This window comes from Streptococcus sp. KHUD_014 (genome assembly GCF_051106275.1).
Lineage (GTDB): Bacteria > Bacillota > Bacilli > Lactobacillales > Streptococcaceae > Streptococcus.
In genome coordinates this window covers 1,263,009-1,288,182 of record NZ_CP193666.1, presented here as the reverse complement: position 1 = coordinate 1,288,182, position 25,174 = coordinate 1,263,009, and the positions used below count along the sequence as shown (strand labels likewise).

Sequence of the window (25,174 nt, the reverse complement as noted above, 5' to 3'; positions counted from 1 at the left end):
AGAGAGAAAAATAGAAATGAGTCAGACATGTCAAAAGGATTTTTAGTCTCTCTTGAGGGACCAGAGGGAGCGGGAAAGACAAGCGTTCTTGAAGCCCTAATCCCTATATTAGAGGATAGGGGAATAGAAGTTTTAAGCACTCGTGAACCAGGCGGGGTTTTGATTGGAGAAAAGATTCGAGAAGTGATTCTAGATCCAAGTCATACCCAGATGGACCCTAAAACGGAGTTGCTTCTCTATATTGCTAGTCGTCGACAACACTTGGTAGAAAAGGTTTTACCAGCACTTGCAGCTGGTAAACTGGTTATCATGGACCGCTTTATTGACAGTTCGGTTGCCTATCAAGGCTTTGGGCGTGGTTTAGATATAAAAGCTATTGATTGGCTTAATGAGTTTGCGACAGATGGACTAAAACCTGATTTGACTCTTTATTTTGATATTGAGGTCGAAGAGGGGCTGGCACGTATTGCTGCCAACAGTGATCGGGAAGTCAATCGTTTGGACATGGAAGGCCTAGACCTACATCGAAAAGTTCGTCGGGGTTATCTATCTCTTTTGGAAAAGGAAGCAGACCGCATTGTAAAAATCGATGCTAGCCTACCACTTGATCAAGTGATTGCGAACACGCAGCAGCTACTTTTTGATAGGATGGGATTAAAGAGATGAAACAAGATCAATTAAGAGCTTGTCAGCCTCTACAATTTGAACGGTTTGTTCATATCTTGGAGCAAGGGCAGCTCAATCACGCCTATCTCTTTTCAGGTAATTTTGGAAGTTTAGAGATGGCCCTTTTCTTGTCTAAAAGTCTCTTTTGTAGTGAGAAAACTGGTATTTTTCCTTGTGAAAAATGTCGGAATTGTAAATTGATTGAACAAGAAGAATTTCCTGATGTGACCATAATTAAACCTCTGAATCAAGTCATTAAGACGGATCGTATTCGGGAATTAGTTGGTCAATTTGCCCAGTCTGGTATTGAAAACCAACGGCAGGTCTTTATTATCGAACAAGCAGAAAAAATGCATGTGAACGCTGCAAATTCTCTTTTAAAGGTTATTGAGGAACCACAGAGCGAAATCTACATATTCTTTTTGACTGATGATGAGGAACAGATGTTACCAACGATTCGAAGTCGGACACAGATTTTCCAATTTAAGAAGCAAGTCTCTACTTTAATGTCACAGCTTGAAGAGGCTGGTTTAGTAAAAAATAAAGCCAAGCTATTAGCTCAGTTTAGTCAATCGCAGGTAGAGGCTGATAAGCTTGTGCATCAAGCAGGATTTTGGGCACTGGTAGATGAAAGTGAACGCCTCTTTGGTTGGCTTTTGGCCCATAAAAAAGAATCCTATTTGCAAGTTGCGAAATTAACGAGTTTGGCTGATGATAAAGAAAAGCAAGATCAAGTGCTCAGAATTTTAGAGGTATTAGCTGGCCAGGAAGTTCTCAATGTTTCTGCGCAGAATGTTTTGCAAAATCTCATTCAAGCTCGAAAAATGTGGCGGGCCAATGTCAGCTTTCAAAACGCTTTGGAATACCTGGTTTTACAAAAAAATTAAAGTGAAGATAGATTATAGAAAGGGCTGTAATGAATAAAAAAGAATTATTTGATGCTTTAGATGACTTTTCACAGCAATTGTTGGTAACCTTGGCAGACGTCGAAGCTATCAAGAAAAATCTCAAGAGTCTGGTAGAGGAAAATACAGCTCTTCGTTTAGAAAATGATAAACTGAGAGAACGATTGGGAGAAGTTGAGGAGACAACTCCATCCAAAACTAAACATGTGAGGGAAAATGTTCGTCGCATTTATGAGGACGGTTTTCATGTTTGCCGTGACTTTTATGGCCAACGTCGAGAGCAGGATGCAGAATGTATGTTCTGTGATGAACTGTTGTTTAGGGAGTAAATATGCAGATTCAAAAGAGTTTTAAGGGACAATCTCCCTATGGCAAGCTTTATCTAGTCGCAACGCCGATTGGTAATCTAGAAGATATGACTTTTCGCGCTATTCAGACCTTGAAGGAGGTCGACTGGATCGCGGCAGAAGATACTCGTAACACTGGACTTTTGCTCAAGCATTTTGAAATTTCAACCAAACAAATCAGTTTTCACGAGCATAATGCCAAGGAAAAAATTCCTGATTTGATTGAGTTGTTGAAGCAAGGTCAAAATCTTGCCCAAGTATCTGATGCAGGGATGCCTAGCATTTCCGATCCAGGGCATGATTTGGTCAAGGCTGCCATTGAAGAAGACATCGCGGTTGTCACAGTTCCAGGAGCTAGTGCAGGAATTTCTGCCTTGATTGCTAGCGGTTTAGCACCCCAACCTCACACTTTTTATGGTTTCTTACCACGAAAATCTGGTCAGCAAAAGCAGTTTTTCGAAGCAAAAAAAGCTTATCCTGAGACTCAGATTTTCTATGAATCACCCCACCGTGTGGCAGATACGCTAGAAAATATGCTAGAAGTCTACGGTGATCGCTCGGTGGTCTTGGTTAGAGAATTGACTAAAATCTTTGAAGAATACCAACGTGGAAGTATTACTGAGTTATTAGAAAGTATTTCTCAAACACCTCTTAAAGGCGAATGCCTTCTCATTGTAGAAGGTGCTAGTCAGGATGTAGAGGATAAGGATGAGAATGACTTGTTTTTAGAAATTCAAGTCCGTATCCAACAAGGCATTAAGAAAAATCAGGCCATTAAGGAAGTTGCGAAGATTTACCAATGGAATAAAAGCCAGCTCTATGCTGCCTACCACGAATGGGAAGAACATCAGGAAAACAACTAGACAGGGAAGTTTGCCTTCTTCCCTTTTTTTGTTATACTAGAAGAAGAAAAAAATAGAAAGATTTGTGGGAGTGAAAAAGTCCTGTTGACTTTTTCAGCCAGAGCCTGAAAACACGAGAGCGAAGTAAGTTCGGTTGGCTTTTTCAATGTGAACCTTGTCTTCACACTCCCAAAGAGGTATTAGTGTCGTGTCTCAATCTTATATCAATGTTATCGGTGCTGGTTTGGCAGGTTCTGAAGCAGCCTACCAAATCGCAGAGCGTGGTATTCCAGTTAAACTGTATGAAATGCGTGGTGTCAAGTCAACACCTCAGCATAAAACAGACAATTTTGCAGAGTTAGTGTGTTCTAACTCATTACGAGGGGATGCTCTTACAAATGCCGTAGGTCTCCTCAAGGAGGAAATGCGCCGCCTAGGTTCTATTATCTTGGAATCAGCAGAAGCAACCCGTGTTCCTGCTGGAGGTGCACTTGCGGTTGACCGTGATGGTTTTTCTCAAATGGTCACTGAAAAAATTGCCAATCATCCCTTGATTGAAGTGGTACGTGACGAAATTACAGAATTGCCAACAGATGCTATTACAGTTGTAGCGACTGGTCCTTTGACTAGTGATGCCCTTGCTGAGAAAATTCACGCACTTAATGGCGGTGACGGTTTTTATTTCTACGATGCTGCAGCGCCTATTGTGGATGTTAATACGATTGATATGAACAAGGTTTATCTCAAATCTCGTTATGATAAGGGCGAAGCAGCCTATCTCAATGCTCCTATGACCAAACAAGAATTTATGGATTTCCATGAAGCCTTGGTAAATGCAGAAGAAGCGCCTCTGAATTCGTTTGAAAAAGAAAAATACTTTGAAGGATGCATGCCAATCGAAGTCATGGCTAAACGGGGTATCAAAACCATGCTCTATGGCCCAATGAAACCAGTTGGTCTAGAGTATCCAGATGACTATAAAGGACCACGTGATGGTGACTTTAAAACACCTTACGCAGTAGTCCAATTACGTCAGGACAATGCTGCTGGAAGCCTTTATAATATCGTTGGATTCCAAACCCACCTCAAATGGGGAGAACAAAAACGTGTTTTCCAAATGATTCCAGGTCTTGAAAATGCGGAGTTTGTTCGCTATGGTGTTATGCACCGCAATTCTTATATGGATTCACCAAATCTTCTTGAGCAAACTTATCGTTCTAAGAAGCAACCAAATCTTTTCTTTGCTGGTCAGATGACGGGTGTGGAAGGCTATGTTGAGTCAGCGGCATCAGGATTAGTAGCTGGTATTAACGCAGCTCGTCTTTTCAAGGGCGAAAGCGAGGCTATTTTCCCAGAGACAACGGCAATTGGCAGTCTAGCTCATTACATCACACATGCTGACAGCAAACACTTCCAGCCAATGAATGTTAACTTCGGTATTATCAAGGAGTTGGAAGGTGAACGCATTCGTGATAAGAAGGCTCGTTATGAAAAAATTGCAGAGCGTGCCTTGGATGATTTAGAGGAATTTTTAACTATCTAATTTTTTTAAAAGAAATACTCATGATACTATAAAAATCTTAGAAATTGTGATAAAATAGTTTGAATAAAATAAAGGAGAGAAGTCAGGTGGAACCCAAATATAAACGTATTTTGATTAAGTTATCAGGTGAGGCCCTTGCTGGCGAACGTGGTGTCGGAATTGATATCAAAACTGTTCAAGCCATGGCTGAAGAAATTCAGGAAGTACATAACTTAGGTATTGAGATTGCCCTCGTTATTGGTGGAGGAAATCTCTGGCGTGGAGAACCTGCGGCAGAAGCTGGAATGGATCGTGTTCAGGCAGACTACACAGGAATGCTTGGAACAGTTATGAATGCTCTTGTGATGGCAGATTCATTGCAACAAGTGGGTGTGGATACTCGTGTGCAAACAGCCATTGCCATGCAACAAGTAGCAGAACCTTACGTTCGTGGACGTGCCCTTCGTCATCTTGAAAAAGGACGCATCGTTATCTTTGGTGCTGGAATTGGATCACCATACTTCTCAACAGATACAACAGCAGCCCTTCGTGCAGCTGAAATTGAAGCGGACGCAATCTTGATGGCAAAGAATGGGGTTGATGGTGTCTACAATGCTGATCCTAAAAAAGATAAGACAGCCGTTAAATTTGAAGAGTTGACTCACCGTGATGTCATTAACAAAGGGCTTCGTATCATGGACTCAACAGCTTCTACACTTTCAATGGATAATGATATTGACTTGGTAGTTTTCAACATGAACCAACCAGGAAATATTAAACGTGTTGTATTTGGTGAAAATATCGGAACTACAGTTTCAAATAATATCGAAGAAAAGGAATAAGAAATCATTATGGCAAACGCAATCGTAGAAAAAGCAAAAGAGAGAATGACCCAATCTCACCACTCACTTGCTCGTGAGTTTGGAAGTATTCGTGCTGGCCGAGCTAATGCTAGCTTGCTTGACCGCATCCACGTTGAGTACTATGGTGTTGAAACACCACTTAACCAAATTGCTTCTATTACAATCCCAGAAGCGCGTGTTTTGTTGGTAACACCATTTGACAAATCATCTTTGAAAGATATCGAACGTGCTTTGAATGCTTCAGACCTAGGTATCACACCAGCTAACGATGGTTCTGTTATTCGTTTGGTAATCCCAGCTCTCACAGAAGAAACTCGTCGCGACCTCGCTAAAGAAGTGAAAAAAGTCGGTGAAAATGCTAAAGTAGCGATCCGTAATATCCGTCGTGATGCTATGGACGAGGCTAAGAAACAAGAAAAAGCAAAAGAAATCACTGAAGACGAATTGAAGACTCTTGAAAAAGATATTCAAAAAGCAACAGACGATGCTGTTAAACACATCGACGAAATGACTGCCAACAAAGAAAAAGAAATCTTGGAAGTCTAAGAAATAAACAGAAAAACTCAGTTGGCATTGCTGGCTGAGTTTTATTCGAAAGAAGGAAATATGAATACAAATCTTGCAAGTTTTATCGTTGGACTCATCATCGATGAAAATGACTGTTTTTACTTTGTTCAAAAGGATGGTCAAACATATGCTCTAGCTAAAGAAGAAGGTCACCATACAGTTGGTGATACGGTCAAAGGTTTTGCTTATACAGACATGAAGCAAAAACTACGTTTGACAACTATAGAGATCACTGCAACTCAGGACCAATTTGGTTGGGGTACCGTAACAGAAGTTCGTAAGGACCTGGGTGTTTTTGTCGATACAGGATTACCTGACAAGGAAATCGTTGTGTCACTTGATATTCTTCCTGAACTTAAAGAGCTTTGGCCAAAGAAAGGCGATCGCCTATACATTCGTCTAGAAGTGGACAAGAAGGACCGTATCTGGGGTGTATTGGCTTATCAGGAAGATTTCCAACGATTGGCTCGTCCTGCCTACAATAACATGCAGAATCAAAATTGGCCTGCCATTGTTTATCGTCTCAAGTTGTCAGGAACTTTTGTTTACCTGCCAGAAAATAATATGCTTGGCTTCATCCATCCAAGTGAGCGCTATGCAGAGCCACGTTTGGGGCAAGTGTTAGATGTACGTGTTATTGGCTTCCGTGAGGTGGATCGCACACTCAATCTTTCACTAAAACCACGTTCTTTTGAGATGTTGGAAAATGATGCCCAGATGATTTTAACTTACTTGGAAAGCAATGGTGGCTTCATGACCCTGAATGACAAGTCAGCGCCAGATGATATCAAGGCAACCTTTGGTATCTCTAAAGGTCAATTTAAAAAAGCGCTCGGTGGTTTGATGAAAGCTGGCAAAATTAAACAAGACCAGTTTGGTACTGAATTAATTTAGGGAGGCTTATGAGAAAATCATTTTATACTTGGCTCATGACCGAGCGCAATCCTAAAAGCAATAGTTCAAAAGCAATTTTAGCGGATTTGGCTTTTGAGGAGTCTGCCTTCCCAAAGCATACAGATGATTTCGATCAAGTCAGTCGTTTTTTAGAGGAACATGCTAGCTTTTCCTTTAATATGGGAGAGTTTGATCGAATTTGGCAAGAATATCTAGAACATTAAGGCTACTAGATGGGGTTGGGAATAGTAATTTCTCAGCCTCTTTGCTATAATATAGTCATTCAGTTTAACTTTTATGAGAAATTTTCCCATTATTTGACAACCAGCTTTGTCTGTGACCTATTGTCAAGATGGTGGGGACTTGAAGACTAGTTCACCTAAAAGAAAACAAAAATGATAAAACGAAATTAAAGAGTTAGAGAGGTTCTTTATTTGAAGGAACATTCAATAGACATTCAGCTTAGTCATCCAGATGATTTATTTCATCTTTTTGGTTCTAATGAGCGCCACCTTCGTTTGATGGAGGATGAGTTAGGTGTCATCATCCACGCTCGTACAGAGATTGTACAAGTCTTGGGGGAGGAGTCAGCTTGTGAGGAAGCCCGCCAAGTTATCCAAGCCTTGATGGTCTTGGTCAATCGTGGAATGACTGTTGGAACTCCGGATGTGGTGACAGCCATTACAATGGTTAAGAATAATGAAATCGATAAGTTTGTCGCCCTCTATGAAGAAGAAATTATCAAGGATAATACAGGCAAGCCTATCCGTGTTAAAACCTTGGGTCAAAAGCTTTATGTGGATAGTGTCAAGCAACACGATGTGACCTTTGGGATTGGGCCGGCAGGAACAGGTAAGACCTTCTTAGCAGTGACTTTGGCCGTAACAGCCCTCAAGCGTGGGCAAGTCAAGCGTATCATTTTGACACGTCCTGCGGTAGAAGCAGGGGAGAGCTTAGGATTTCTTCCAGGAGATCTTAAGGAAAAGGTAGATCCTTATCTTCGTCCAGTATACGATGCTTTATATCAGATCCTTGGGAAGGATCAAACTACCCGTCTTATGGAGCGTGAAATCATCGAGATTGCACCCCTGGCTTATATGCGTGGACGTACCTTGGATGATGCCTTTGTTATATTGGATGAAGCCCAAAATACAACTATCATGCAGATGAAGATGTTCTTGACCCGTCTTGGATTTAATTCTAAGATGATTGTCAATGGGGATATTAGTCAGATTGACCTCCCCCGTAATGTTAAGTCAGGTTTGATTGATGCCCAAGAAAAACTTAAGAATATTCACCAAATTGACTTTGTTCATTTCTCAGCCAAGGATGTGGTTCGCCACCCAGTTGTTGCTCAAATTATCAGAGCCTATGAACCTCGACCTGTCAAAACTGAAGAAAATCAAGAAGAAACAGAATAGTAAAAAAGAGCAGTTGAAAAGCTGCTCTTATTTTTGTAGTTTTATACTCATCGAAAATCTCTTCAAACCACGTCAGCTTCACCTAGCCGTACTCAAGTACAGCCTACGGCTAGCTTCCTAGTTTGTTCTTTGATTTTCATTGAGTTTTAATTTATAAATCGTTTTAGACAAGTTTACTGATTGGAGTGAAGTCACGATCCAAGCCTTCTGCAACTGGTTGGCTGGTGAGGTATCCTTGATAGGTTGTCACACCTTCAAGCAAACCAGCATCTTCAAGGATAGCTTTCTTAAATCCTTTTCCTGCCAAGGCTTCGATATATGGAAGAGTCACATTTGTAAGGGCGATCGTAGACGTGCGAGCAACAGCTCCAGGAATGTTGGCAACCGCATAGTGAAGAACACCATGTTTTTCATAGACAGGTTCATCATGAGTTGTCACACGGTCAGCTGTTGCAATAACACCACCCTGGTCTACAGCAACGTCGACGATGACAGAACCAGGACGCATTTGTTGAACCATGTCATCGGTCACTAATTTTGGAGCTTTGGCACCAGGGATCAAAACTGCACCGATAACAACGTCTGCTTCACGCACACTTGCTTCGATATTAAATGGGTTAGACATCAAAGTTTGGATTTGGTGACCAAAGACATCTTCTAGGACAGAGAGGCGTTTAGCACTGATATCAAGAATGGTTACTTGAGCTCCCAAACCAAGAGCGATGCGAGCTGCGTGTGTACCAACAACACCACCACCGATGATGGTTACTTTTCCTTTTGGAACACCAGGGACACCACCGAGTAGAACTCCTGAACCACCAGCTTGTTTCGTCAAGAAGTGGGCTCCGATTTGGACTGCCATACGACCAGCAACTTCACTCATTGGAACCAATAGAGGGAGTTGTCCTTGAGTATCACGGACTGTCTCATAAGCAACACCCGTTGTTTTAGCTGCAAGCATAGCATCAGCCAATTCTGGAGCAGCTGCCATGTGCAAGTAGGTGAAGAGAAGTAAATCGTCACGCAAGAATTGATATTCACTAGCAAGGGGTTCTTTTACTTTGACCACTAATTCTGCAGCCCAGGCTTCAGCAGCAGTTGCGACAATTTCAGCTCCTTGCTTTTCATAGTCAGCATCAGCAAAACCAGAACCAAGTCCAGCATTTGTTTCGATGAGGACTCGGTGGCCACGACCAACAAGACTCTGTACACCAGCAGGTGTCAAAGCAACACGATTTTCATTATTTTTAATTTCCTTTGGAATTCCAATTAACATAGGATAACTCACTTTCTATTAAGCTGTTTCAATTTATGTATCACATCATTCGTCAGAGTTTTTGTGATGACTTTATTGTATATGAAACCGTTTTAAATTGCAAGAAAAACTTGTAAACCTATTTCTTTTATGTTATTCTTTTAGCAACCTATTTTCGGAGGTGTGATCATGGAATCACTATTTATCAAACTAGCTAAGCATCAAATTATCGAAACAGAACGCTTAGTGCTTAGACCTGTAACACTTGATGATGCAGAAGCTATGTTTGAGTATGCTTCAAATAAAGAAAATACACGCTATACTTTTCCAACCAATCAAAGTTTAGAGGAAACCAAGAATAATATTGCTCAATTTTATCTAGCTAATCCCTTGGGGCGTTGGGGTATTGAATTAAAAAGTAGTGGAGAGTTTATCGGAACTATTGACCTGCACAAGATGGATACTGTTCTTAAGAAGGCAGCTATTGGTTACATTATCAATCAAAAACATTGGAACCAAGGATTGACGACAGAAGCCAATCGTGCCGTGATTGAACTAGCTTTTGAAAAGATTGGAATGAATAAGTTGACCGCTCTTCACGATAAAGATAATCCTGCGTCAGGAAAGGTCATGGAGAAATCAGGTATGCGCTTTTCTCACGAAGAACCTTATGCTAGAATAGATAAAAACGAACCTGGAAGAATCGTAACAGATGTCCATTATGTCTTAACCAAGGAAGATTTTTTTGCAAATAAGTAAGCAGTTGAAATGATTTTTCAGCTGTTTTTTTCTTTGCCTTACGAATAAGCTAAGAGAGGAGAAAATATGGAAGAACTTATTGAGAAAATCAAAGAATACAAAATCATTGTTATCTGTGCTAGTTTGGGTGTGGCCTTGGGTGGATTTTTCCTGCTTAACCCAGCTAGGCAAACACCTGCCAAGGAAAGTAATTTGCAAACGGAAGTTGCAGCTATTTCTAAGGATTCGACGGATGAAAAGGAAGATAAAAATCAGAAGGAAGAAGTGGTGGAGCAAGATTTGATTACTGTAGATGTCAAAGGTGCCGTCAAATCACCTGGAATCTATGATTTACCAGTGGGAAGTCGGGTCAATGATGCTGTCCAGAAAGCGGGTGGATTAACAGATAATGCAGACAGTAAGTCTCTGAATCTTGCCCAGAAGATTAGTGATGAAGCGCTGGTCTATGTCCCGACTAAGGAAGAAGCGGCTAACCAAGAGTCTTATTCAAATGCTACGGGAAATAAGGAAAGCAAGAAGGTTAATCTCAATAAAGCCAGTCTTGAAGAGTTAAAACAAGTCAAAGGATTAGGTGCTAAACGCGCTCAGGACATTATTGACCATCGTGAGTCCAATGGTAAGTTTAAGTCAGTAGATGAGCTCAAAAAGGTTTCTGGTATTGGCGCAAAAACGATAGAAAAGTTAAAAGAGTATGTTACAGTGGATTAGTCGCTTTCCAATTCCAAAAATCTATCTCAGCTTTCTCTTGCTCTGGCTTTACTATACAATCTTTTCAGCTAGTTTTCTAGCACTTTTGGGGTTTGTATTTTTAGTATTTTGTCTTTTTATCCACCATCCTTGGAAAGTTGTACTAAATGTGCTTCTGATTTGTGGACTTTTTGGGAGTTGGTTTTTATTTCAAAAATGGCAGCAAGAAGAAGCTAGTCAAAACTTGCTTTCTTCTGTCGAAACTGTTCGAATATTACCTGACACCATCAAGGTGAATGGGGACAGTCTTTCTTTTCGTGGTAAAGCTGAAGGACGAATGTTTCAGGTCTATTATAAACTTCAATCAGAAGCAGAAAAAGAAGACTTTCAAAATGTAACAGATCTGTATGATATTACTTTGGAAGGGAAATTAGCTAACCCTCAAGGGGCAAGAAATTTTGCTGGCTTTGATTATCGCAACTATCTAAAAAGTCAAGGGATTTATCAAATCTTGACCATTTCGAAAATTTCAGATATGAAAGCCACGAGCAGTTGGGATATTGGAGAAAATTTATCTAGTTTGCGAAGAAAAGCAGTTGTCTGGATAAAAAGGAATTTTCCCGACCCCATGCGCAATTATATGACAGGTCTGTTATTAGGTCACTTGGACACAGACTTTGAGGAAATGAATGAACTCTATTCCAGTCTAGGAATTATTCACCTTTTTGCTTTGTCAGGGATGCAGGTTGGTTTCTTCATGAATGCTTTTAAGAAGTTCTTTTTGCGACTGGGGATGAGCCAAGAAAACTTAAAATGGCTTGTCTATCCATTTTCTTTGTTTTATGCAGGATTGACAGGATTTTCAGCATCTGTGATTAGAAGTCTGCTACAAAAAATATTGGCCCAGCATGGTTTTAAGGGTTTGGATAACTTTGCTATGACAGTCCTCCTTTTGTTTATAGTCATGCCAAACTTTTTCCTTACAGCTGGAGGAGTTCTTTCCTGCGCCTATGCCTTTATCCTAACTATGACTAGTAAAGAAGGTCAAGGCATAAAAGCTGTTGTCAGAGAGAGTTTTATTATTTCCTTGGGAATCTTGCCAATTTTATCGTTTTACTTTTCTGAATTTCAACCGTGGTCAATTGTCCTAACTTTTGCTTTTTCTTTCTTATTTGACATGGTTTTATTGCCCCTCTTATCAATTCTCTTTTGTTTGTCAATGATATACCCGTTCACTCAGTTTAACTTTATCTTTGAATGGTTAGAAGGTATCATACGCTTTGTTTATCAACTGTCAAGTCGTCCGATCGTCTTTGGTCAACCGAGTGTTTGGATTTTACTGGCACTCTTAATCGCATTGGCATTACTCTATGACCTTAGAAAAAACTTCAAAATACTAACTTTATTAGCTTTCTTAGTTGCTTCTCTCTTTTTAGTAACCAAGCACCCGATTGAAAATGAAATCACAGTTTTAGCTATGGACCAAGGAAGTAGTATTTTTTTGAGGGATATGACTGGAAAGACTATCCTGATTGATGTCGGAAGGGAGAAAGAAAGTGAAAAGAAAGAGGGCTGGCAGGAGAAGGTTTCATCAAGCACTGTCCAGCGAAACTTGGTTCCCTATCTGAAAAGTCGAGGTGCGGCTAAGATTGACCAGTTAGTTTTAACAACTGGTGATGCTAAGCAACTAGGAAATCTACTAGAGTTAACTAAGGCTTTTGAAATAGGTGAAATTTTATTGCCAGAGGGGATTTTAGAGCAAAAAGTTTTTGTAGAAAAGTTGAAGAGTAGTAAGGTCAAGGTAGGAGCCATTAAAAAGGGAGAAGACTTGTCTATCTTTGGCAGTAGATTAGAGGTGAGCCATCTAAGCGGAGATAAATCTGGAGAGGTTTCGGACTCCCTATTTCTCCATGGAAAACTCTTAAATCAAACTTTTCTTTTCGCTAATGATATCAAGGAAAAGGAATTATCTAAGCAATATTCAAATCAACAAGTAGATGTTGTCATAACTAGTCAAACGGCTTCCAAAGGTCGATCAGGTCTAGAGGATTTCAATCTGCTAAATCCTAAACTCACTATCCTGTCAGCAGATCAGAAGAAAAACTTTAAAGCTCAACAGCAAGCCAGTGTGCTAGAAAAGGAAGACAAAACTAGTAAGGTTCACCATACCAACCAGCAAGGTGCCATTCGTTTCAAGGGATGGACTAGTTGGCAATTTGAAACTGTTCAGTAAGGTTATTAGATGAAACTAAAAATTAAAAGCTAAAAATTAAAATTGTCTAAACAATCAATCAAGGCTTGATTTTGCGTCCTGTTTACTATAAAATAGTTAAGATTGGTGTCAAACTTTTATATTGTAAATAGGAGAAAAAATGACAAAAACTTTAAAACGTCCTGAGGTTTTATCACCTGCAGGAACTTTAGAAAAACTAAAAGTAGCTGTTCAATATGGAGCAGATGCAGTCTTTATCGGTGGTCAGGCCTATGGTCTACGTAGCCGTGCAGGTAACTTCACTTTCGAACAGATGGAAGAAGGAGTCCAGTTTGCGGCCAAGTACGGTGCTAAGGTTTATGTAGCTGCCAACATGGTTATGCACGAAGGAAATGAAGAGGGCGCTGGTGAGTGGTTCCGTAAGCTACGTGACATTGGTATTGCAGCAGTTATCGTATCAGATCCAGCCTTGATCATGATTGCTGCAACAGAAGCACCAGGACTTGAAATCCACCTTTCAACCCAGGCTAGTGCGACTAACTACGAAACCCTAGAATTCTGGAAAGAACTTGGCTTGACTCGTGTCGTTTTGGCGCGTGAGGTTTCTATGGAAGAATTGGCAGAGATTCGCAAACGTACAGATGTGGAAATTGAAGCCTTCGTTCACGGAGCTATGTGTATCTCATACTCTGGTCGTTGTACTCTTTCTAACCACATGAGTATGCGTGACGCCAACCGTGGTGGATGTTCACAATCTTGCCGTTGGAAATATGACCTTTACGATATGCCGTTCGGTAAGGAACGTAAGAGTCTCAAGGGAGAAATTCCTGAAGAATTCTCTATGTCTGCGGTTGATATGTCTATGATTGACCATATCCCAGATATGATTGAAAATGGTGTGGACAGTCTTAAGATTGAAGGACGTATGAAGTCTATCCACTATGTTTCAACAGTAACAAACTGCTACAAGGCTGCTGTTGATGCCTATCTTGAGAGCCCTGAAAAGTTTGAAGCTATTAAGCAAGACTTGATTGATGAAATGTGGAAGGTTGCCCAACGTGAGTTGGCTACAGGTTTCTACTACGGAACACCATCTGAAAATGAGCAACTGTTCGGAGCTCGTCGTAAGATTCCAGAATACAAGTTTGTAGCTGAAGTAGTAGCTTATGATGATGCGACTCAGACTGCAACCATTCGCCAACGTAACGTTATCAATGAAGGTGACCAAGTTGAGTTCTACGGACCAGGCTTCCGTCATTTTGAAACTTTTATTGAAGACCTTCATGATGCCAAAGGAAATAAAATCGATCGCGCCCCAAATCCAATGGAACTTTTGACTATCAAGGTTCCTCAACCAGTAGAAGCTGGTGACATGGTACGTGCTTTGAAAGAAGGCCTGATCAATCTCTATAAAGAAGATGGAACAAGCGTCACAGTTCGTGCCTAGATAAGGAAAAAGAATGGTTCAAGCCCAGGGCTTATTAGTAGATCATGAAAGCAGATGTGTTCACTACCATAGTGATAAGGATATCGTAGCCTTACAGTGCTATGAGTGTAAGAAATACTATGCCTGTTATCAGTGTCATAATGAACTGGAGTCGCACATATTTTCTCCCTATCCTTTAAGCCTGAAAAAGGATAGACCTATCTTATGTGGATCCTGTGGCAAAACACTAACGTATGAGGAATATACAGAGACGGGCACTTGTCCATACTGTGAAGCTTGCTTTAATCCAGCTTGTCAAAATCATCACTCATATTATTTTAAATAAGAAATGACAAAACCGAGTTGTAAAACTCGGTTTTTTGTTTTCAGAAAACAAGGAAAGGTAGCGAAAGTGGTATGAAAAGACAATAAAATTTTCTATATAATTGTCTTGAAAATCCTAAAATTAGAAATAAATGATTAGAAACGCTTTCAATGCTAGTAAAAAGTTGACAAAAGCAAATTTTAGGACTAAACTAGGGAAGTAAATTTAATTTAAAAAAGGAGAATTCGTCATGAATTTAACATTTTTCGGTCTATGTCTTGCCTGTATGGGTGTATCTCTTGCAGAAGGATTTTTGATGAACGGTTTGTTCAAATCTGCAGCACGCCAACCAGATATCATCCCACAATTGCGTAGTTTGATGATCATGGGGATTGCCTTTATCGAAGGAACATTCTTTGTAACCTTGGCGATGTCATTTGTCATTAAATAGACAACTCTATTTAGAAATGGAGGTGTCAAACCATGGAAGAAAGTTTGAATCCAACCGTTAATATTGGACCAATATCCTTTGATTTGACCCTGCTTGCTATGTCTCTTGTAACTGTTTTGATGGTTTTTGCCTTTGTCTACTGGGCAAGTCGTAAAATGACCATCCGTCCAAAGGGTAAACAAAATGCTCTTGAGATGATTTATGACTTTGTGATTGGTTTTACCAAACCAAACATTGGAGAATCATACATCAAGGATTATTCCTTGTTTCTGTTTTCTCTATTTCTGTTTATCTTAGTTGCCAATAATATCGGCTTAATGGCAAAAGTACAAACAACAAACGGTTATAACTTGTGGACTTCCCCAACAGCCAACCTTGGATACGATTTATCCCTCTCATTATTGATCACTTTGATCGCTCATGTAGAAGGAGTTCGTCGTAGAGGCGTTAAAGAATATTTGAGAGCATTTGTTACACCTGGCTTTATGACTCCGATGAACATTTTAGAAGAGTTCACCAATTTTGCCTCTTTGGCGATTCGGATTTACGGAAATATCTTTGCCGGTGAGGTCTTAGCGGGATTGCTATTGGCCTTGTCACAATATGCCTTGTATTGGTATCCTTTTGCCTTTATTGCAAACATGTTATGGACAGCCTTTTCGATTTTCATTTCATGTATTCAAGCTTATGTATTTACCATGTTGTCATCTATGTACATTGGTAAAAAAATAAATGAAGGGGAAGAGTAAGTAGAGGAGGATTAGAAGATGGATTTAACTATTAGTACCATTATTGGTGACTTTATTCTGATCGCTGGTTCCTTCCTTTTATTGATCTTTTTAGTGAAGAAATATGCTTGGGGAAATATTACCAGTGTCTTAGATGAACGCGCTGAAAAGATTTCTTCAGATATTGATGGTGCCGAGGAAGCCCGTAAAAAGGCAGAGGAACTTGCTAGCAAACGCGAAGCTGAGTTAGCAGGTAGCCGTACCGAAGCTAAAACTATTATCGAGAATGCAAAGGAAACAGCTGAGAAAAGTAAAGCTGATATTTTGGCTGAAGCTAAACTTGAAGCAGGGCGCTTAAAAGAAAAAGCCAATCAAGAAATTGCTCAAAACAAAGCTGAAGCTTTACAAAGCGTTAAGGGAGATGTAGCCGATTTAACAATCAGTCTAGCTGGAAAAATCATCTCTCAAAACCTTGACAGTCAAGCCCATAAAGAACTCATTGATCAGTATATCGATCAGCTAGGAGAGGCTTAATGGACAAAAAGACTCTAAAGGTAATTGAAAAATACAGCATGCCTTTTGTCCAATTGGTGATTGAAAAAGGAGAAGAAGACTCTATTTTTTCAGACTTGTCTCAAATCAAGCAAGTAGCTGAAGAAACAGGCTTACCTTCTTTTTTAGCTCAGGTGGCAGTAGATGAGTCGGATAAAGAAAAAACGGTTCGTTTTTTCCAGGACTCTGTGTCACCTTTAGTACAAAACTTTATTGAGGTTCTACTTTACAATCACAGATCAAACCTGTTTTATGATGTGATTGTAGATTGCTTGAATCGTCTTGAAAAAGAAACCAATCGTTTTGAAGTGACTATTTTGTCTGCACATCCTTTGACTGGTGAACAGAAAGAACGACTAATTCCTCTAATCGAGAAAAAGATGTCTCTAAAAGTTCGGAGCATTAAGGAAAAGATTGACGATAGTTTAATCGGTGGTTTTGTTATTTTTGCCAATCACAAGACAATTGATGTTAGTATTAAACAACAACTTAAAGTTGTTAAGGAAAATTTGAAATAGAAAGTGGTGTTCTTTTGGCAATTAACGCACAAGAAATCAGCGCTTTAATTAAGCAACAAATTGAAAATTTCAAACCCAATTTTGATGTGACTGAAACAGGTGTTGTAACCTATATCGGTGACGGGATCGCGCGTGCACATGGCCTTGAAAATGCCATGAGCGGTGAGTTGTTGATTTTTGAAAATGGCTCTTATGGTATGGCGCAAAACTTAGAATCAACTGATGTTGGTGTTATTATCCTTGGAGACTTTACAGATATCCGCGAAGGCGACACCATTCGTCGTACAGGAAAAATCATGGAAGTTCCAGTTGGTGATAGCTTGATTGGACGTGTTGTCGATCCCCTTGGTCGTCCAGTAGATGGACTTGGTCCAATCGACACAAACAAAACTCGTCCAGTTGAAGCGCCAGCTCCTGGGGTAATGCAACGTAAATCAGTATCAGAACCATTGCAAACTGGTTTGAAAGCTATTGATGCCCTTGTTCCAATCGGTCGTGGTCAGCGTGAGTTGATTATCGGTGACCGTCAAACAGGGAAAACTACCATCGCTATCGATGCAATCTTGAACCAAAAAGGTCAAGATATGATTTGTATCTATGTAGCGATTGGTCAAAAAGAATCAACAGTTCGTACACAAGTAGAAACACTTCGTCAGTACGGAGCATTGGATTACACCATCGTCGTGACAGCGTCAGCTTCACAACCTTCACCATTGCTTTTCCTCGCACCTTATGCAGGGGTTGCTATGGCCGAAGAATTTATGTACCAAGGCAAGCATGTCTTGATTGTTTATGATGACTTATCTAAACAAGCGGTAGCTTATCGTGAACTTTCTCTCTTGCTCCGTCGTCCACCAGGTCGTGAAGCCTTCCCAGGGGATGTATTCTACCTTCACAGCCGTCTACTTGAGCGTTCTGCAAAAGTATCTGATGAGCTTGGCGGTGGATCTATTACGGCTCTACCATTTATCGAGACACAAGCAGGAGATATCTCAGCTTATATCGCGACCAACGTAATCTCTATTACGGATGGACAAATCTTCCTTGGCGATGGTCTCTTTAATGCAGGTATTCGTCCAGCAATCGATGCAGGTTCTTCTGTATCTCGTGTAGGTGGTTCTGCTCAAATTAAAGCGATGAAGAAGGTTGCTGGTACCCTTCGTATCGACCTTGCTTCATACCGTGAGTTGGAAGCCTTCACTAAATTTGGTTCAGACTTGGATGCTGCTACTCAGGCTAAATTGAACCGTGGTCGTCGTACTGTTGAAGTATTGAAACAACCAGTTCATAAGCCATTACCTGTTGAGAAACAAGTAACCATTCTTTATGCTTTGACACATGGTTTCTTGGATACTATTTCGGTAGATGATATTGTCCGCTTTGAAGCCGAATTCCATGACTTCTTTGATGCTCAACATCCTGAGATTTTGGAAACCATTCGTGAAACAAAAGACTTGCCAGAAGAAGCAGTCTTGGATGCTGCGATTACCGAGTTTCTCAATCAATCCAGCTTCCAATAAGAATAGAGGTGTCAGATGGCAGTATCTCTAAATGATATTAAAACAAAAATCGCCTCAACAAAAAATACTAGTCAAATTACTAACGCGATGCAGATGGTTTCTGCAGCTAAGTTAGGTCGTTCTGAAGAAGCTGCACGCAACTTCCAAATCTATGCTCAAAAAGTTCGTAAACTCCTTACAGATATCCTTCATGGAGATGGAGCAGGTGGATCAACAAATCCTATGTTGATTAGTCGCCCTGTCAAGAAAACAGGTTATATCGTCATCACATCAGACCGTGGTCTAGTCGGTGGCTATAACTCTTCAATCTTGAAGGCCGTCATGGAAATTCAGAAGGAATACCATCCGTCTGGTGATGATTTTGAAGTCATCTGTATTGGTGGTATGGGAGCAGACTTCTTTAAAGCTCGTGGTATTCAGCCAATTTATGAATTGCGGGGTCTAGCCAGTCAACCAAGTTTCGATGAAGTTCGCAAGATTATCTCAAAAACCATTGAAATGTATCAAAATGAACTTTTCGATGAGCTCTATGTTTGCTACAACCACCACGTCAATACACTGACAAGTCAAATGCGTGTTGAGCAGATGCTTCCTATTGTCGACTTGGATCCAAATGAAGCAGATGACAACTATAGCTTGACCTTTGAGCTAGAGACTAGCCGTGAAGAAATCTTGGATCAACTATTGCCACAGTTTGCAGAAAGTATGATTTACGGTGCTATTATCGATGCCAAGACAGCTGAAAATGCGGCAGGGATGACGGCTATGCAAACAGCGACAGATAATGCTAAAAAAGTTATCAATGATTTGACTATCCAGTATAACCGTGCCAGACAGGCGGCGATTACACAAGAAATTACAGAAATCGTAGCAGGAGCTAGTGCTTTAGAATAAAGCAAAGTTACTCAGAGAAATGAACTTAGGGCCTAGTCATTCTAGGAACCGATAGTATCTTATACAGAATAGGAGAAGTAGATGAGTTCAGGTAAAATTGCTCAGGTTATCGGTCCCGTTGTAGACGTCATGTTTGCAGCAGGTGAGAAACTACCAGAGATTAATAATGCACTTGTCGTCTACAAAAATGACGAAAGAAAAACAAAAATCGTCCTTGAAGTAGCCTTGGAGTTGGGAGATGGCATGGTTCGTACCATCGCTATGGAATCAACAGATGGCTTGACCCGTGGTTTGGAAGTATTGGACACAGGTCGTCCAATCTCAGTACCAGTTGGGAAAGAAACTCTAGGACGTGTCTTCAACGTTTTGGGAGATACCATTGACTTGGAAGCTCCTTTTGGTGAAGATGCAGAGCGCGAGCCAATTCATAAAAAAGCACCAACTTTTGATGAATTGTCTACCTCTTCAGAAATTTTAGAAACAGGGATCAAGGTTATTGACCTTCTTGCCCCTTACCTTAAAGGTGGTAAGGTCGGACTCTTCGGGGGTGCCGGAGTTGGTAAGACCGTATTGATTCAAGAATTGATTCACAATATTGCCCAAGAACACGGTGGTATTTCTGTATTTACTGGTGTTGGGGAACGTACTCGTGAAGGGAACGACCTCTACTGGGAAATGAAAGAATCAGGCGTTATTGAGAAAACAGCCATGGTATTTGGTCAGATGAATGAACCACCAGGAGCACGTATGCGTGTTGCCCTCACTGGTTTGACAATCGCTGAATACTTCCGTGATGTAGAAGGTCAAGACGTTCTTCTCTTCATTGACAACATTTTCCGTTTCACACAAGCAGGTTCTGAAGTATCTGCCCTATTGGGTCGTATGCCGTCAGCCGTTGGTTACCAACCAACCCTCGCAACAGAAATGGGTCAATTGCAAGAACGTATCACGTCAACGAAGAAGGGTTCTGTAACCTCTATCCAGGCAATCTACGTGCCAGCGGATGACTATACTGACCCAGCGCCAGCAACAGCTTTTGCTCACTTGGATTCAACAACCAACTTGGAACGTAAATTGGTTCAATTGGGTATCTACCCAGCCGTCGATCCACTTGCTTCAAGCTCACGTGCCTTGGCACCTGAAATCGTTGGAGAAGAGCACTATGCAGTAGCTGCGGAAGTGAAACGCGTTCTTCAACGTTACCATGAGTTGCAAGATATCATTGCCATCCTTGGTATGGATGAACTTTCTGATGAAGAAAAAACCTTGGTTGCTCGTGCACGCCGTATTCAGTTCTTCTTGTCACAAAACTTCAACGTTGCAGAACAATTTACTGGTCAACCAGGATCTTATGTTCCAGTAGCTGAAACAGTTCGTGGCTTCAAAGAAATTCTTGACGGTAAATACGATCATCTCCCAGAAGATGCCTTCCGTGGAGTAGGTTCAATCGAAGACGTTATTGCTAAGGCTGAAAAAATGGGATTTTAAGAGGTGATCTATGGCACATTTAACTGTCCAGATCGTGACACCAGATGGCCTCGTCTATGACCACCATGCCAGCTTTGTATCGGTACGAACTCTGGATGGTGAGATGGGGATCTTGCCACGACATGAAAATATGATTGCGGTTTTAGCGGTTGATGAAGTTAAAGTCAAACGCATTGATGATGATACTCATGTGAACTGGATTGCAGTAAACGGAGGAATCATTGAGATTGCTAAAGATGTCATTACCATCATCGCTGACTCAGCTGAACGCGCTCGTGATATCGATATTAGCCGTGCAGAACGTGCTAAACTTCGTGCAGAGCGTGAAATCGAAGAGGCACAAGACAAGAATCTTATCGACCAAGAACGTCGTGCTAAGATCGCGCTTCAGCGTGCCATTAACCGTATCAATGTCGGAAATAAATTATAAAATAAAAATGAACTTGTTTAATCAAGTTCATTTTTATTTTATCTTATACTCAATGAAAATCAAAGAGCAAACTAGGAAGCGAGCCGCAGGCTGCTCAAAGCACTGCTTTGAGGTTGTAGATAAGACTGACGAAGTCAGTCACATATATAATCCAAGGCGAAGCTGACGTGGTTTGAATTTGATTTTCGAAGAGTATTAGTCAGCAAAACTGATACAAACTGCCTCTGGGACATGGAAGTCATTAGACAATTCTGCCAGGCGACCTGTTTCTGGGTTGCGCTTAAAGACTGTTGCATTGTCAGAATCTTGATGAACTGCGATGAGAAATTCTTGATCAGGAGTCAAATCAAAGTCACGAGGGGTTTTACCACTTGTAGGGACAAATTCAAGTAGTTCTAAACTACCGTCAGCGAGAATAGTGTATACCGCAATAGAATCATGTCCACGATTAGATGCGTAGAGATATTTTCCATCTTTTGATAAACGAATAGCAGCAGTACCATTAAATCCATCATAATCTTGTGGTAAAGTAGAGATGGTCTGCATGTGTTCAAATTCACCAACACCGTCGTAGATCAATACCTCAATTGTACTATTTAATTCACAAATCAAGTAGGCAATCTTATAGTGATGATGGAAAACAAGATGGCGAGCACCTGCACCAGCTTGGCAGTTATAAGTCGCTATTTTACTTAGCTTGCCCTCTGCTGTCACATCGTAGCTAGTCACTTCATCAGTACCCAAATCACAAGTCACTAAATATTGGTCTGGAGTCAAATCAGTGTAGTGGACGTGGGGAGAAGTTTGATTTTCATGAGGACCATGGCCACTATGTTGGTCCATGTCAGTCAATACAAGACTGCCATCCTCTTTTCGTTTATAGACCAAGACTTGTCCCTTGTGGTAGTTGGCACCATATACTAGGCCACGTTTCTCATCGACAGCAACATAACAATGCGGGGCACCCTCTTCGACTACATGATTTAGTAAAGTACCATCAGTCTGATAAGCAGCGATACCACCTTGACCGTTTTTACTACCTACTGAATAGAGGTGATTTTTTTGATCAAATGCAAGATAGGTCGGACTTGGCTCAGCAGCAAATAGTTTAAGATTTGATAATTGTCCAGTTTCTGTATCAAAATCAGCTTGGTAAATACCTTGGGACAAACGACGAGTGTAGGTCCCGAAATAAATAGTTTCAATCATATCTATACCTCGAAATAAAGATGTTTCTATTATATCATAAATTAGGAGACCTGAAAAAATAGAGGGTAGAAGTATAGCAATTCTAAGTATAAAAGTAGTAAAAGACGTGAGCATGGTTTCGAGATTTTCTCATCTTCCTTAAACGCTTTAAAAACGGTTTATTCTTAGTAAAAATGGTATAATGAAAAGACAAAGGAAAGGAAGTAGATATGGAACAAAAAGAGAAACAGTTTAATCTATCTTGGTTTTTTAAGTGGTTTTTAGATAATAAAGCCGTTACTTTTTTCCTAGTAGCCTTGCTATTGGGACTCAATATTTTTATTCTCAGTAAAATCAGCTTTTTATTTATCCCTGTTGTGGATTTTCTATCGGTCGTTATGCTGCCTGTTATTTTGTCGGGCTTGCTTTTCTATCTTTTAAATCCTATTGTTGATTTGCTTGAGCGATACAAGGTAAACCGTGTTCTTGCTATTAGTTTGATCTTCGTAGTGATTGCTATTCTCTTGATTGTTGGTTTAGCAGTTGCTATTCCAAATTTACAGCATCAAGTTTTAGTTTTTGCAAAAAACGTGCCTGATTATCTTGAGGATGCGGATCGTGTTATCAATGATTTAGTTACCAAACGTCTGCCTGACGATTTTAGACCACAGCTGGAACAGGTATTAGCGAAGTTTTCATCTCAAGCTACAACTTGGGCAAGTGATATTTCTTCTAAGGCTGTAAACTGGCTTAGTGCAGTTATCAGTGGTACATCACAAGTAGTCGTTGCTTTGATTATCATGCCTTTCATGCTCTTTTATCTACTTCGTGATGGTAAAGGACTCAGAGACTACATTACTCAGTTTTTACCAACCAAACTGAAGGAGCCAGTCGGTAAGGTTTTGACGGATGTGAATCAACAACTTTCTAACTATGTCAGAGGTCAAGTAACGGTTGCTATTATTGTAGCTGTCATGTTTATCATCTTCTTCAAGATCATTGGCTTAAGATATGCGGTTACTCTTGGTATTACTGCGGGAATTTTAAATCTCGTTCCTTACCTTGGAAGTTTCCTTGCTATGATTCCAGCCCTAGTCTTAGGTCTGATTGCTGGACCTGTCATGCTCTTAAAGGTTATCATCGTCTTTATCGTTGAGCAAACCATCGAAGGCCGTTTTGTTTCGCCACTGATTTTAGGTAGCCAATTAAATATTCACCCAATTACCATTCTATTTGTTTTGTTAACATCTGGTTCTATGTTTGGTATTTGGGGAGTATTGTTGGGAATTCCAGTCTATGCTTCAGCCAAGGTTATTATTTCAGCGATTTTTGAATGGTATAAAACTGTCAGCGGTCTCTATGAGCTAGAAGAGGAGGTTGAAGGTGAACAATAGTCAAGAAATGCTTGAGGCCTTGAATCAGCAGGATTTAACAAGGGCTGAACATTATTTCCAAAAAGCACTTCTAGAAGACCCCGATGATCTACTGCTAGAGCTCGCATATTATCTAGAAGGTATTGGTTTTTATCCTCAAGCTCGTCAAATCTACGAAAAACTTGCTCCAGTTTTTCCAGAGGTAAATCTGAATCTAGCAACTATTGCTAGTGAAGATGGTCAAATCGAAGAAGCTTTTGCTTATCTGGAAGAAATTCAACCTAACAGCGACTGGTATGTATCTGCACTGGTTTTGAAGGCAGATTTCTACCAAATGGAAGGATTGACGGATGTGGCGCGTGAGAAGCTCCTAGAGGCGCGTAGCTACTCTGATGATCCTCTCCTAATATTTGGACTGGCCGAGCTAGATAGTGAGCTAGGAAACGATTTAGAAGCGATTAAGGGCTATGCCCAACTAGATAATCGCGAGCTATTTGAACAAACTGGGATTTCAACCTATCAGAGAATAGGTCTTGCCTACGCTCGTCTTGGAAAGTTTGAATCAGCAATTGAATTTTTAGAAAAAGCTTTAGAGTTAGAGTATGAAGATCAAACTGCTTTTGAATTAGCGAGTCTCTACTTTGACCAAGAGGAATATCAAAAAGCTGTCTTATATTTTAAACAGTTGGATACTATTTCTCCAGATTTTGAAGGGTATGAATATGGCTATAGTCAGGCTCTACACAAGGAACATCAAACGGAGCAAGCCTTACAGATAGCTCAGCAAGGTTTGGAAAAAAATCCTTTCGAGACACGTTTGCTACTCCTTGCCTCACAATTATCTTACGAATTGCATCAACCCGAACAGGCGGAAGCTTATCTTCTTCAAGCTCAAGAAGATGCAGAGGATCAAGAAGAAATCTTATTGCGTCTAGCAACTATATATCAAGAACAGGAACGTTACGAAGATATTTTAGCTTTAGAAGTTTATGAGCCAGAAAATCTCTTGACTAAATGGATGATTGCAAGGAGCTATCAAGAAACTGAAGATTTGGATGTGGCATTTGAATCTTATCAGGAATTGCTTCCAGAATTAAAGGAAAATCCAGAGTTTTTGGAGCAATATATTTACCTCTTGCGTGAGCTTGGGAAATTTGAAGAAGCCAAAGCCCAGATTCAAAGTTATCTCAAGTTGGTTCCTGATGATATACAGATGCAGGATTTGTATGAGCGTTTATTGTAATGTTAAAGTAGTCGTCTTACTAGGCGACTATTTTTATATTCAGCTATAACACGAAGAAAATTATTAAAATAGGCTGTGAAATTCAAAGGATCCAGTAT

The 25,174-nt window shown here is 40.4% G+C and carries 27 protein-coding genes; 25 read left to right on the top strand and 2 right to left on the bottom strand.

Features of this window, described 5'->3' with window-relative positions:
* Positions 1-27: 27 nt before the first annotated feature.
* The 10 genes from tmk to ACORHT_RS06240 all read left to right on the top strand — a co-directional run bounded on the left by tmk (position 28) and on the right by ACORHT_RS06240 (position 8,027).
* Positions 28-666 carry a dTMP kinase gene (tmk, locus tag ACORHT_RS06285; RefSeq protein WP_434349761.1) on the top strand — a complete coding sequence of 213 codons (639 nt, stop codon included), beginning with the start codon at positions 28-30 and terminating at the stop codon, positions 664-666.
* A complete protein-coding gene (locus ACORHT_RS06280; RefSeq protein WP_434349760.1) occupies positions 663-1,553 on the top strand; it encodes a DNA polymerase III subunit delta' in 891 nt (296 codons plus the stop codon). Before tmk ends, ACORHT_RS06280 begins: the two co-directional genes overlap by 4 nt.
* A gap of 29 nt (positions 1,554-1,582) precedes the next feature.
* The gene (gene yabA, locus ACORHT_RS06275) at positions 1,583-1,900 is read left to right on the top strand and encodes a DNA replication initiation control protein YabA (protein ID WP_070461008.1); all 318 of its coding nucleotides are present in this window, start codon (positions 1,583-1,585) and stop codon (positions 1,898-1,900) included.
* A 2-nt stretch (positions 1,901-1,902) separates the two neighbouring features.
* A complete protein-coding gene (gene rsmI / locus ACORHT_RS06270; RefSeq protein WP_434349759.1) occupies positions 1,903-2,781 on the top strand; it encodes a 16S rRNA (cytidine(1402)-2'-O)-methyltransferase in 879 nt (292 codons plus the stop codon).
* A gap of 187 nt (positions 2,782-2,968) precedes the next feature.
* Positions 2,969-4,303: a methylenetetrahydrofolate--tRNA-(uracil(54)-C(5))-methyltransferase (FADH(2)-oxidizing) TrmFO gene (gene trmFO / locus ACORHT_RS06265; protein ID WP_434349758.1), complete on the top strand. Its 1,335-nt coding sequence runs from the start codon at positions 2,969-2,971 to the stop codon at positions 4,301-4,303.
* Positions 4,304-4,389: 86 nt separating this feature from the next.
* Complete coding sequence (gene pyrH, locus ACORHT_RS06260) at positions 4,390-5,124, top strand: UMP kinase (protein ID WP_075229078.1); 735 nt, start codon at positions 4,390-4,392, stop codon at positions 5,122-5,124.
* A 9-nt stretch (positions 5,125-5,133) separates the two neighbouring features.
* Positions 5,134-5,691, top strand: coding sequence for a ribosome recycling factor (gene frr / locus ACORHT_RS06255; RefSeq protein WP_001262232.1), 558 nt, complete (start codon positions 5,134-5,136; stop codon positions 5,689-5,691).
* Positions 5,692-5,751: 60 nt separating this feature from the next.
* Complete coding sequence (cvfB, locus tag ACORHT_RS06250) at positions 5,752-6,606, top strand: RNA-binding virulence regulatory protein CvfB (RefSeq protein WP_434349757.1); 855 nt, start codon at positions 5,752-5,754, stop codon at positions 6,604-6,606.
* 8 nt (positions 6,607-6,614) lie between these two features.
* Positions 6,615-6,830 (top strand): YozE family protein, encoded by a 216-nt coding sequence (locus ACORHT_RS06245; RefSeq protein WP_434349756.1) that lies wholly within the window; start codon positions 6,615-6,617, stop codon positions 6,828-6,830.
* Positions 6,831-7,040: 210 nt separating this feature from the next.
* A complete protein-coding gene (locus tag ACORHT_RS06240; RefSeq protein WP_434349755.1) occupies positions 7,041-8,027 on the top strand; it encodes a PhoH family protein in 987 nt (328 codons plus the stop codon).
* A 163-nt stretch (positions 8,028-8,190) separates the two neighbouring features.
* Here ACORHT_RS06240 and ald read toward each other — a convergent pair whose 3' ends face one another.
* The gene (gene ald, locus ACORHT_RS06235; protein ID WP_434349754.1) at positions 8,191-9,303 is read right to left on the bottom strand and encodes an alanine dehydrogenase; all 1,113 of its coding nucleotides are present in this window, start codon (positions 9,301-9,303) and stop codon (positions 8,191-8,193) included.
* A gap of 168 nt (positions 9,304-9,471) precedes the next feature.
* On the opposite strand from ald, the gene ACORHT_RS06230 reads away from it, so the two are divergent.
* The 13 genes from ACORHT_RS06230 to ACORHT_RS06170 all read left to right on the top strand — a co-directional run bounded on the left by ACORHT_RS06230 (position 9,472) and on the right by ACORHT_RS06170 (position 21,272).
* Complete coding sequence (locus tag ACORHT_RS06230) at positions 9,472-10,041, top strand: GNAT family N-acetyltransferase (RefSeq protein ID WP_070461017.1); 570 nt, start codon at positions 9,472-9,474, stop codon at positions 10,039-10,041.
* Positions 10,042-10,107: 66 nt separating this feature from the next.
* Entirely contained in the window at positions 10,108-10,749 is a 642-nt protein-coding gene (locus ACORHT_RS06225) for a helix-hairpin-helix domain-containing protein (RefSeq protein WP_434349753.1), read from the top strand.
* Positions 10,733-12,961 carry a ComEC/Rec2 family competence protein gene (locus ACORHT_RS06220; protein WP_434349752.1) on the top strand — a complete coding sequence of 743 codons (2,229 nt, stop codon included), beginning with the start codon at positions 10,733-10,735 and terminating at the stop codon, positions 12,959-12,961. The genes ACORHT_RS06225 and ACORHT_RS06220 overlap by 17 nt, the downstream gene beginning before the upstream one ends.
* 139 nt (positions 12,962-13,100) lie before the next feature.
* A complete protein-coding gene (locus ACORHT_RS06215; RefSeq protein WP_281137295.1) occupies positions 13,101-14,387 on the top strand; it encodes a peptidase U32 family protein in 1,287 nt (428 codons plus the stop codon).
* A gap of 13 nt (positions 14,388-14,400) precedes the next feature.
* Positions 14,401-14,712: a CHY zinc finger protein gene (locus ACORHT_RS06210; protein WP_434349751.1), complete on the top strand. Its 312-nt coding sequence runs from the start codon at positions 14,401-14,403 to the stop codon at positions 14,710-14,712.
* 229 nt (positions 14,713-14,941) lie between these two features.
* Positions 14,942-15,142 carry a F0F1 ATP synthase subunit C gene (locus tag ACORHT_RS06205; protein ID WP_001054551.1) on the top strand — a complete coding sequence of 67 codons (201 nt, stop codon included), beginning with the start codon at positions 14,942-14,944 and terminating at the stop codon, positions 15,140-15,142.
* Between the two features lie 32 nt (positions 15,143-15,174).
* Positions 15,175-15,891, top strand: coding sequence for a F0F1 ATP synthase subunit A (gene atpB, locus ACORHT_RS06200; protein WP_434349750.1), 717 nt, complete (start codon positions 15,175-15,177; stop codon positions 15,889-15,891).
* 18 nt (positions 15,892-15,909) lie between these two features.
* On the top strand, positions 15,910-16,404 hold the full coding sequence (gene atpF / locus ACORHT_RS06195) for a F0F1 ATP synthase subunit B (protein WP_004253314.1): 495 nt from the start codon (positions 15,910-15,912) through the stop codon (positions 16,402-16,404).
* The gene (locus ACORHT_RS06190) at positions 16,404-16,940 is read left to right on the top strand and encodes a F0F1 ATP synthase subunit delta (protein ID WP_281137293.1); all 537 of its coding nucleotides are present in this window, start codon (positions 16,404-16,406) and stop codon (positions 16,938-16,940) included. The genes atpF and ACORHT_RS06190 overlap by 1 nt, the downstream gene beginning before the upstream one ends.
* Before the next feature lie 14 nt (positions 16,941-16,954).
* Positions 16,955-18,460, top strand: a complete 1,506-nt coding sequence (gene atpA, locus ACORHT_RS06185) for a F0F1 ATP synthase subunit alpha (RefSeq protein ID WP_434349749.1) — start codon at positions 16,955-16,957, stop codon at positions 18,458-18,460.
* A 15-nt stretch (positions 18,461-18,475) separates the two neighbouring features.
* A complete protein-coding gene (locus tag ACORHT_RS06180) occupies positions 18,476-19,354 on the top strand; it encodes a F0F1 ATP synthase subunit gamma (protein ID WP_434349748.1) in 879 nt (292 codons plus the stop codon).
* An 81-nt stretch (positions 19,355-19,435) separates the two neighbouring features.
* On the top strand, positions 19,436-20,842 hold the full coding sequence (gene atpD / locus ACORHT_RS06175) for a F0F1 ATP synthase subunit beta (protein WP_434349747.1): 1,407 nt from the start codon (positions 19,436-19,438) through the stop codon (positions 20,840-20,842).
* Between the two features lie 10 nt (positions 20,843-20,852).
* The gene (locus ACORHT_RS06170) at positions 20,853-21,272 is read left to right on the top strand and encodes a F0F1 ATP synthase subunit epsilon (RefSeq protein WP_075229066.1); all 420 of its coding nucleotides are present in this window, start codon (positions 20,853-20,855) and stop codon (positions 21,270-21,272) included.
* Positions 21,273-21,467: 195 nt separating this feature from the next.
* Here the strand turns inward: ACORHT_RS06170 and ACORHT_RS06165 are convergent, their stop codons facing one another.
* A complete protein-coding gene (locus ACORHT_RS06165; protein WP_434349746.1) occupies positions 21,468-22,481 on the bottom strand; it encodes a lactonase family protein in 1,014 nt (337 codons plus the stop codon).
* A 209-nt stretch (positions 22,482-22,690) separates the two neighbouring features.
* Between ACORHT_RS06165 and ACORHT_RS06160 the strand changes: the two genes are divergently transcribed.
* Complete coding sequence (locus ACORHT_RS06160) at positions 22,691-23,854, top strand: AI-2E family transporter (protein ID WP_434349745.1); 1,164 nt, start codon at positions 22,691-22,693, stop codon at positions 23,852-23,854.
* Entirely contained in the window at positions 23,844-25,076 is a 1,233-nt protein-coding gene (locus tag ACORHT_RS06155) for a tetratricopeptide repeat protein (protein ID WP_434349744.1), read from the top strand. The genes ACORHT_RS06160 and ACORHT_RS06155 overlap by 11 nt, the downstream gene beginning before the upstream one ends.
* The last annotated feature ends 98 nt before the right edge of the window (positions 25,077-25,174 follow it).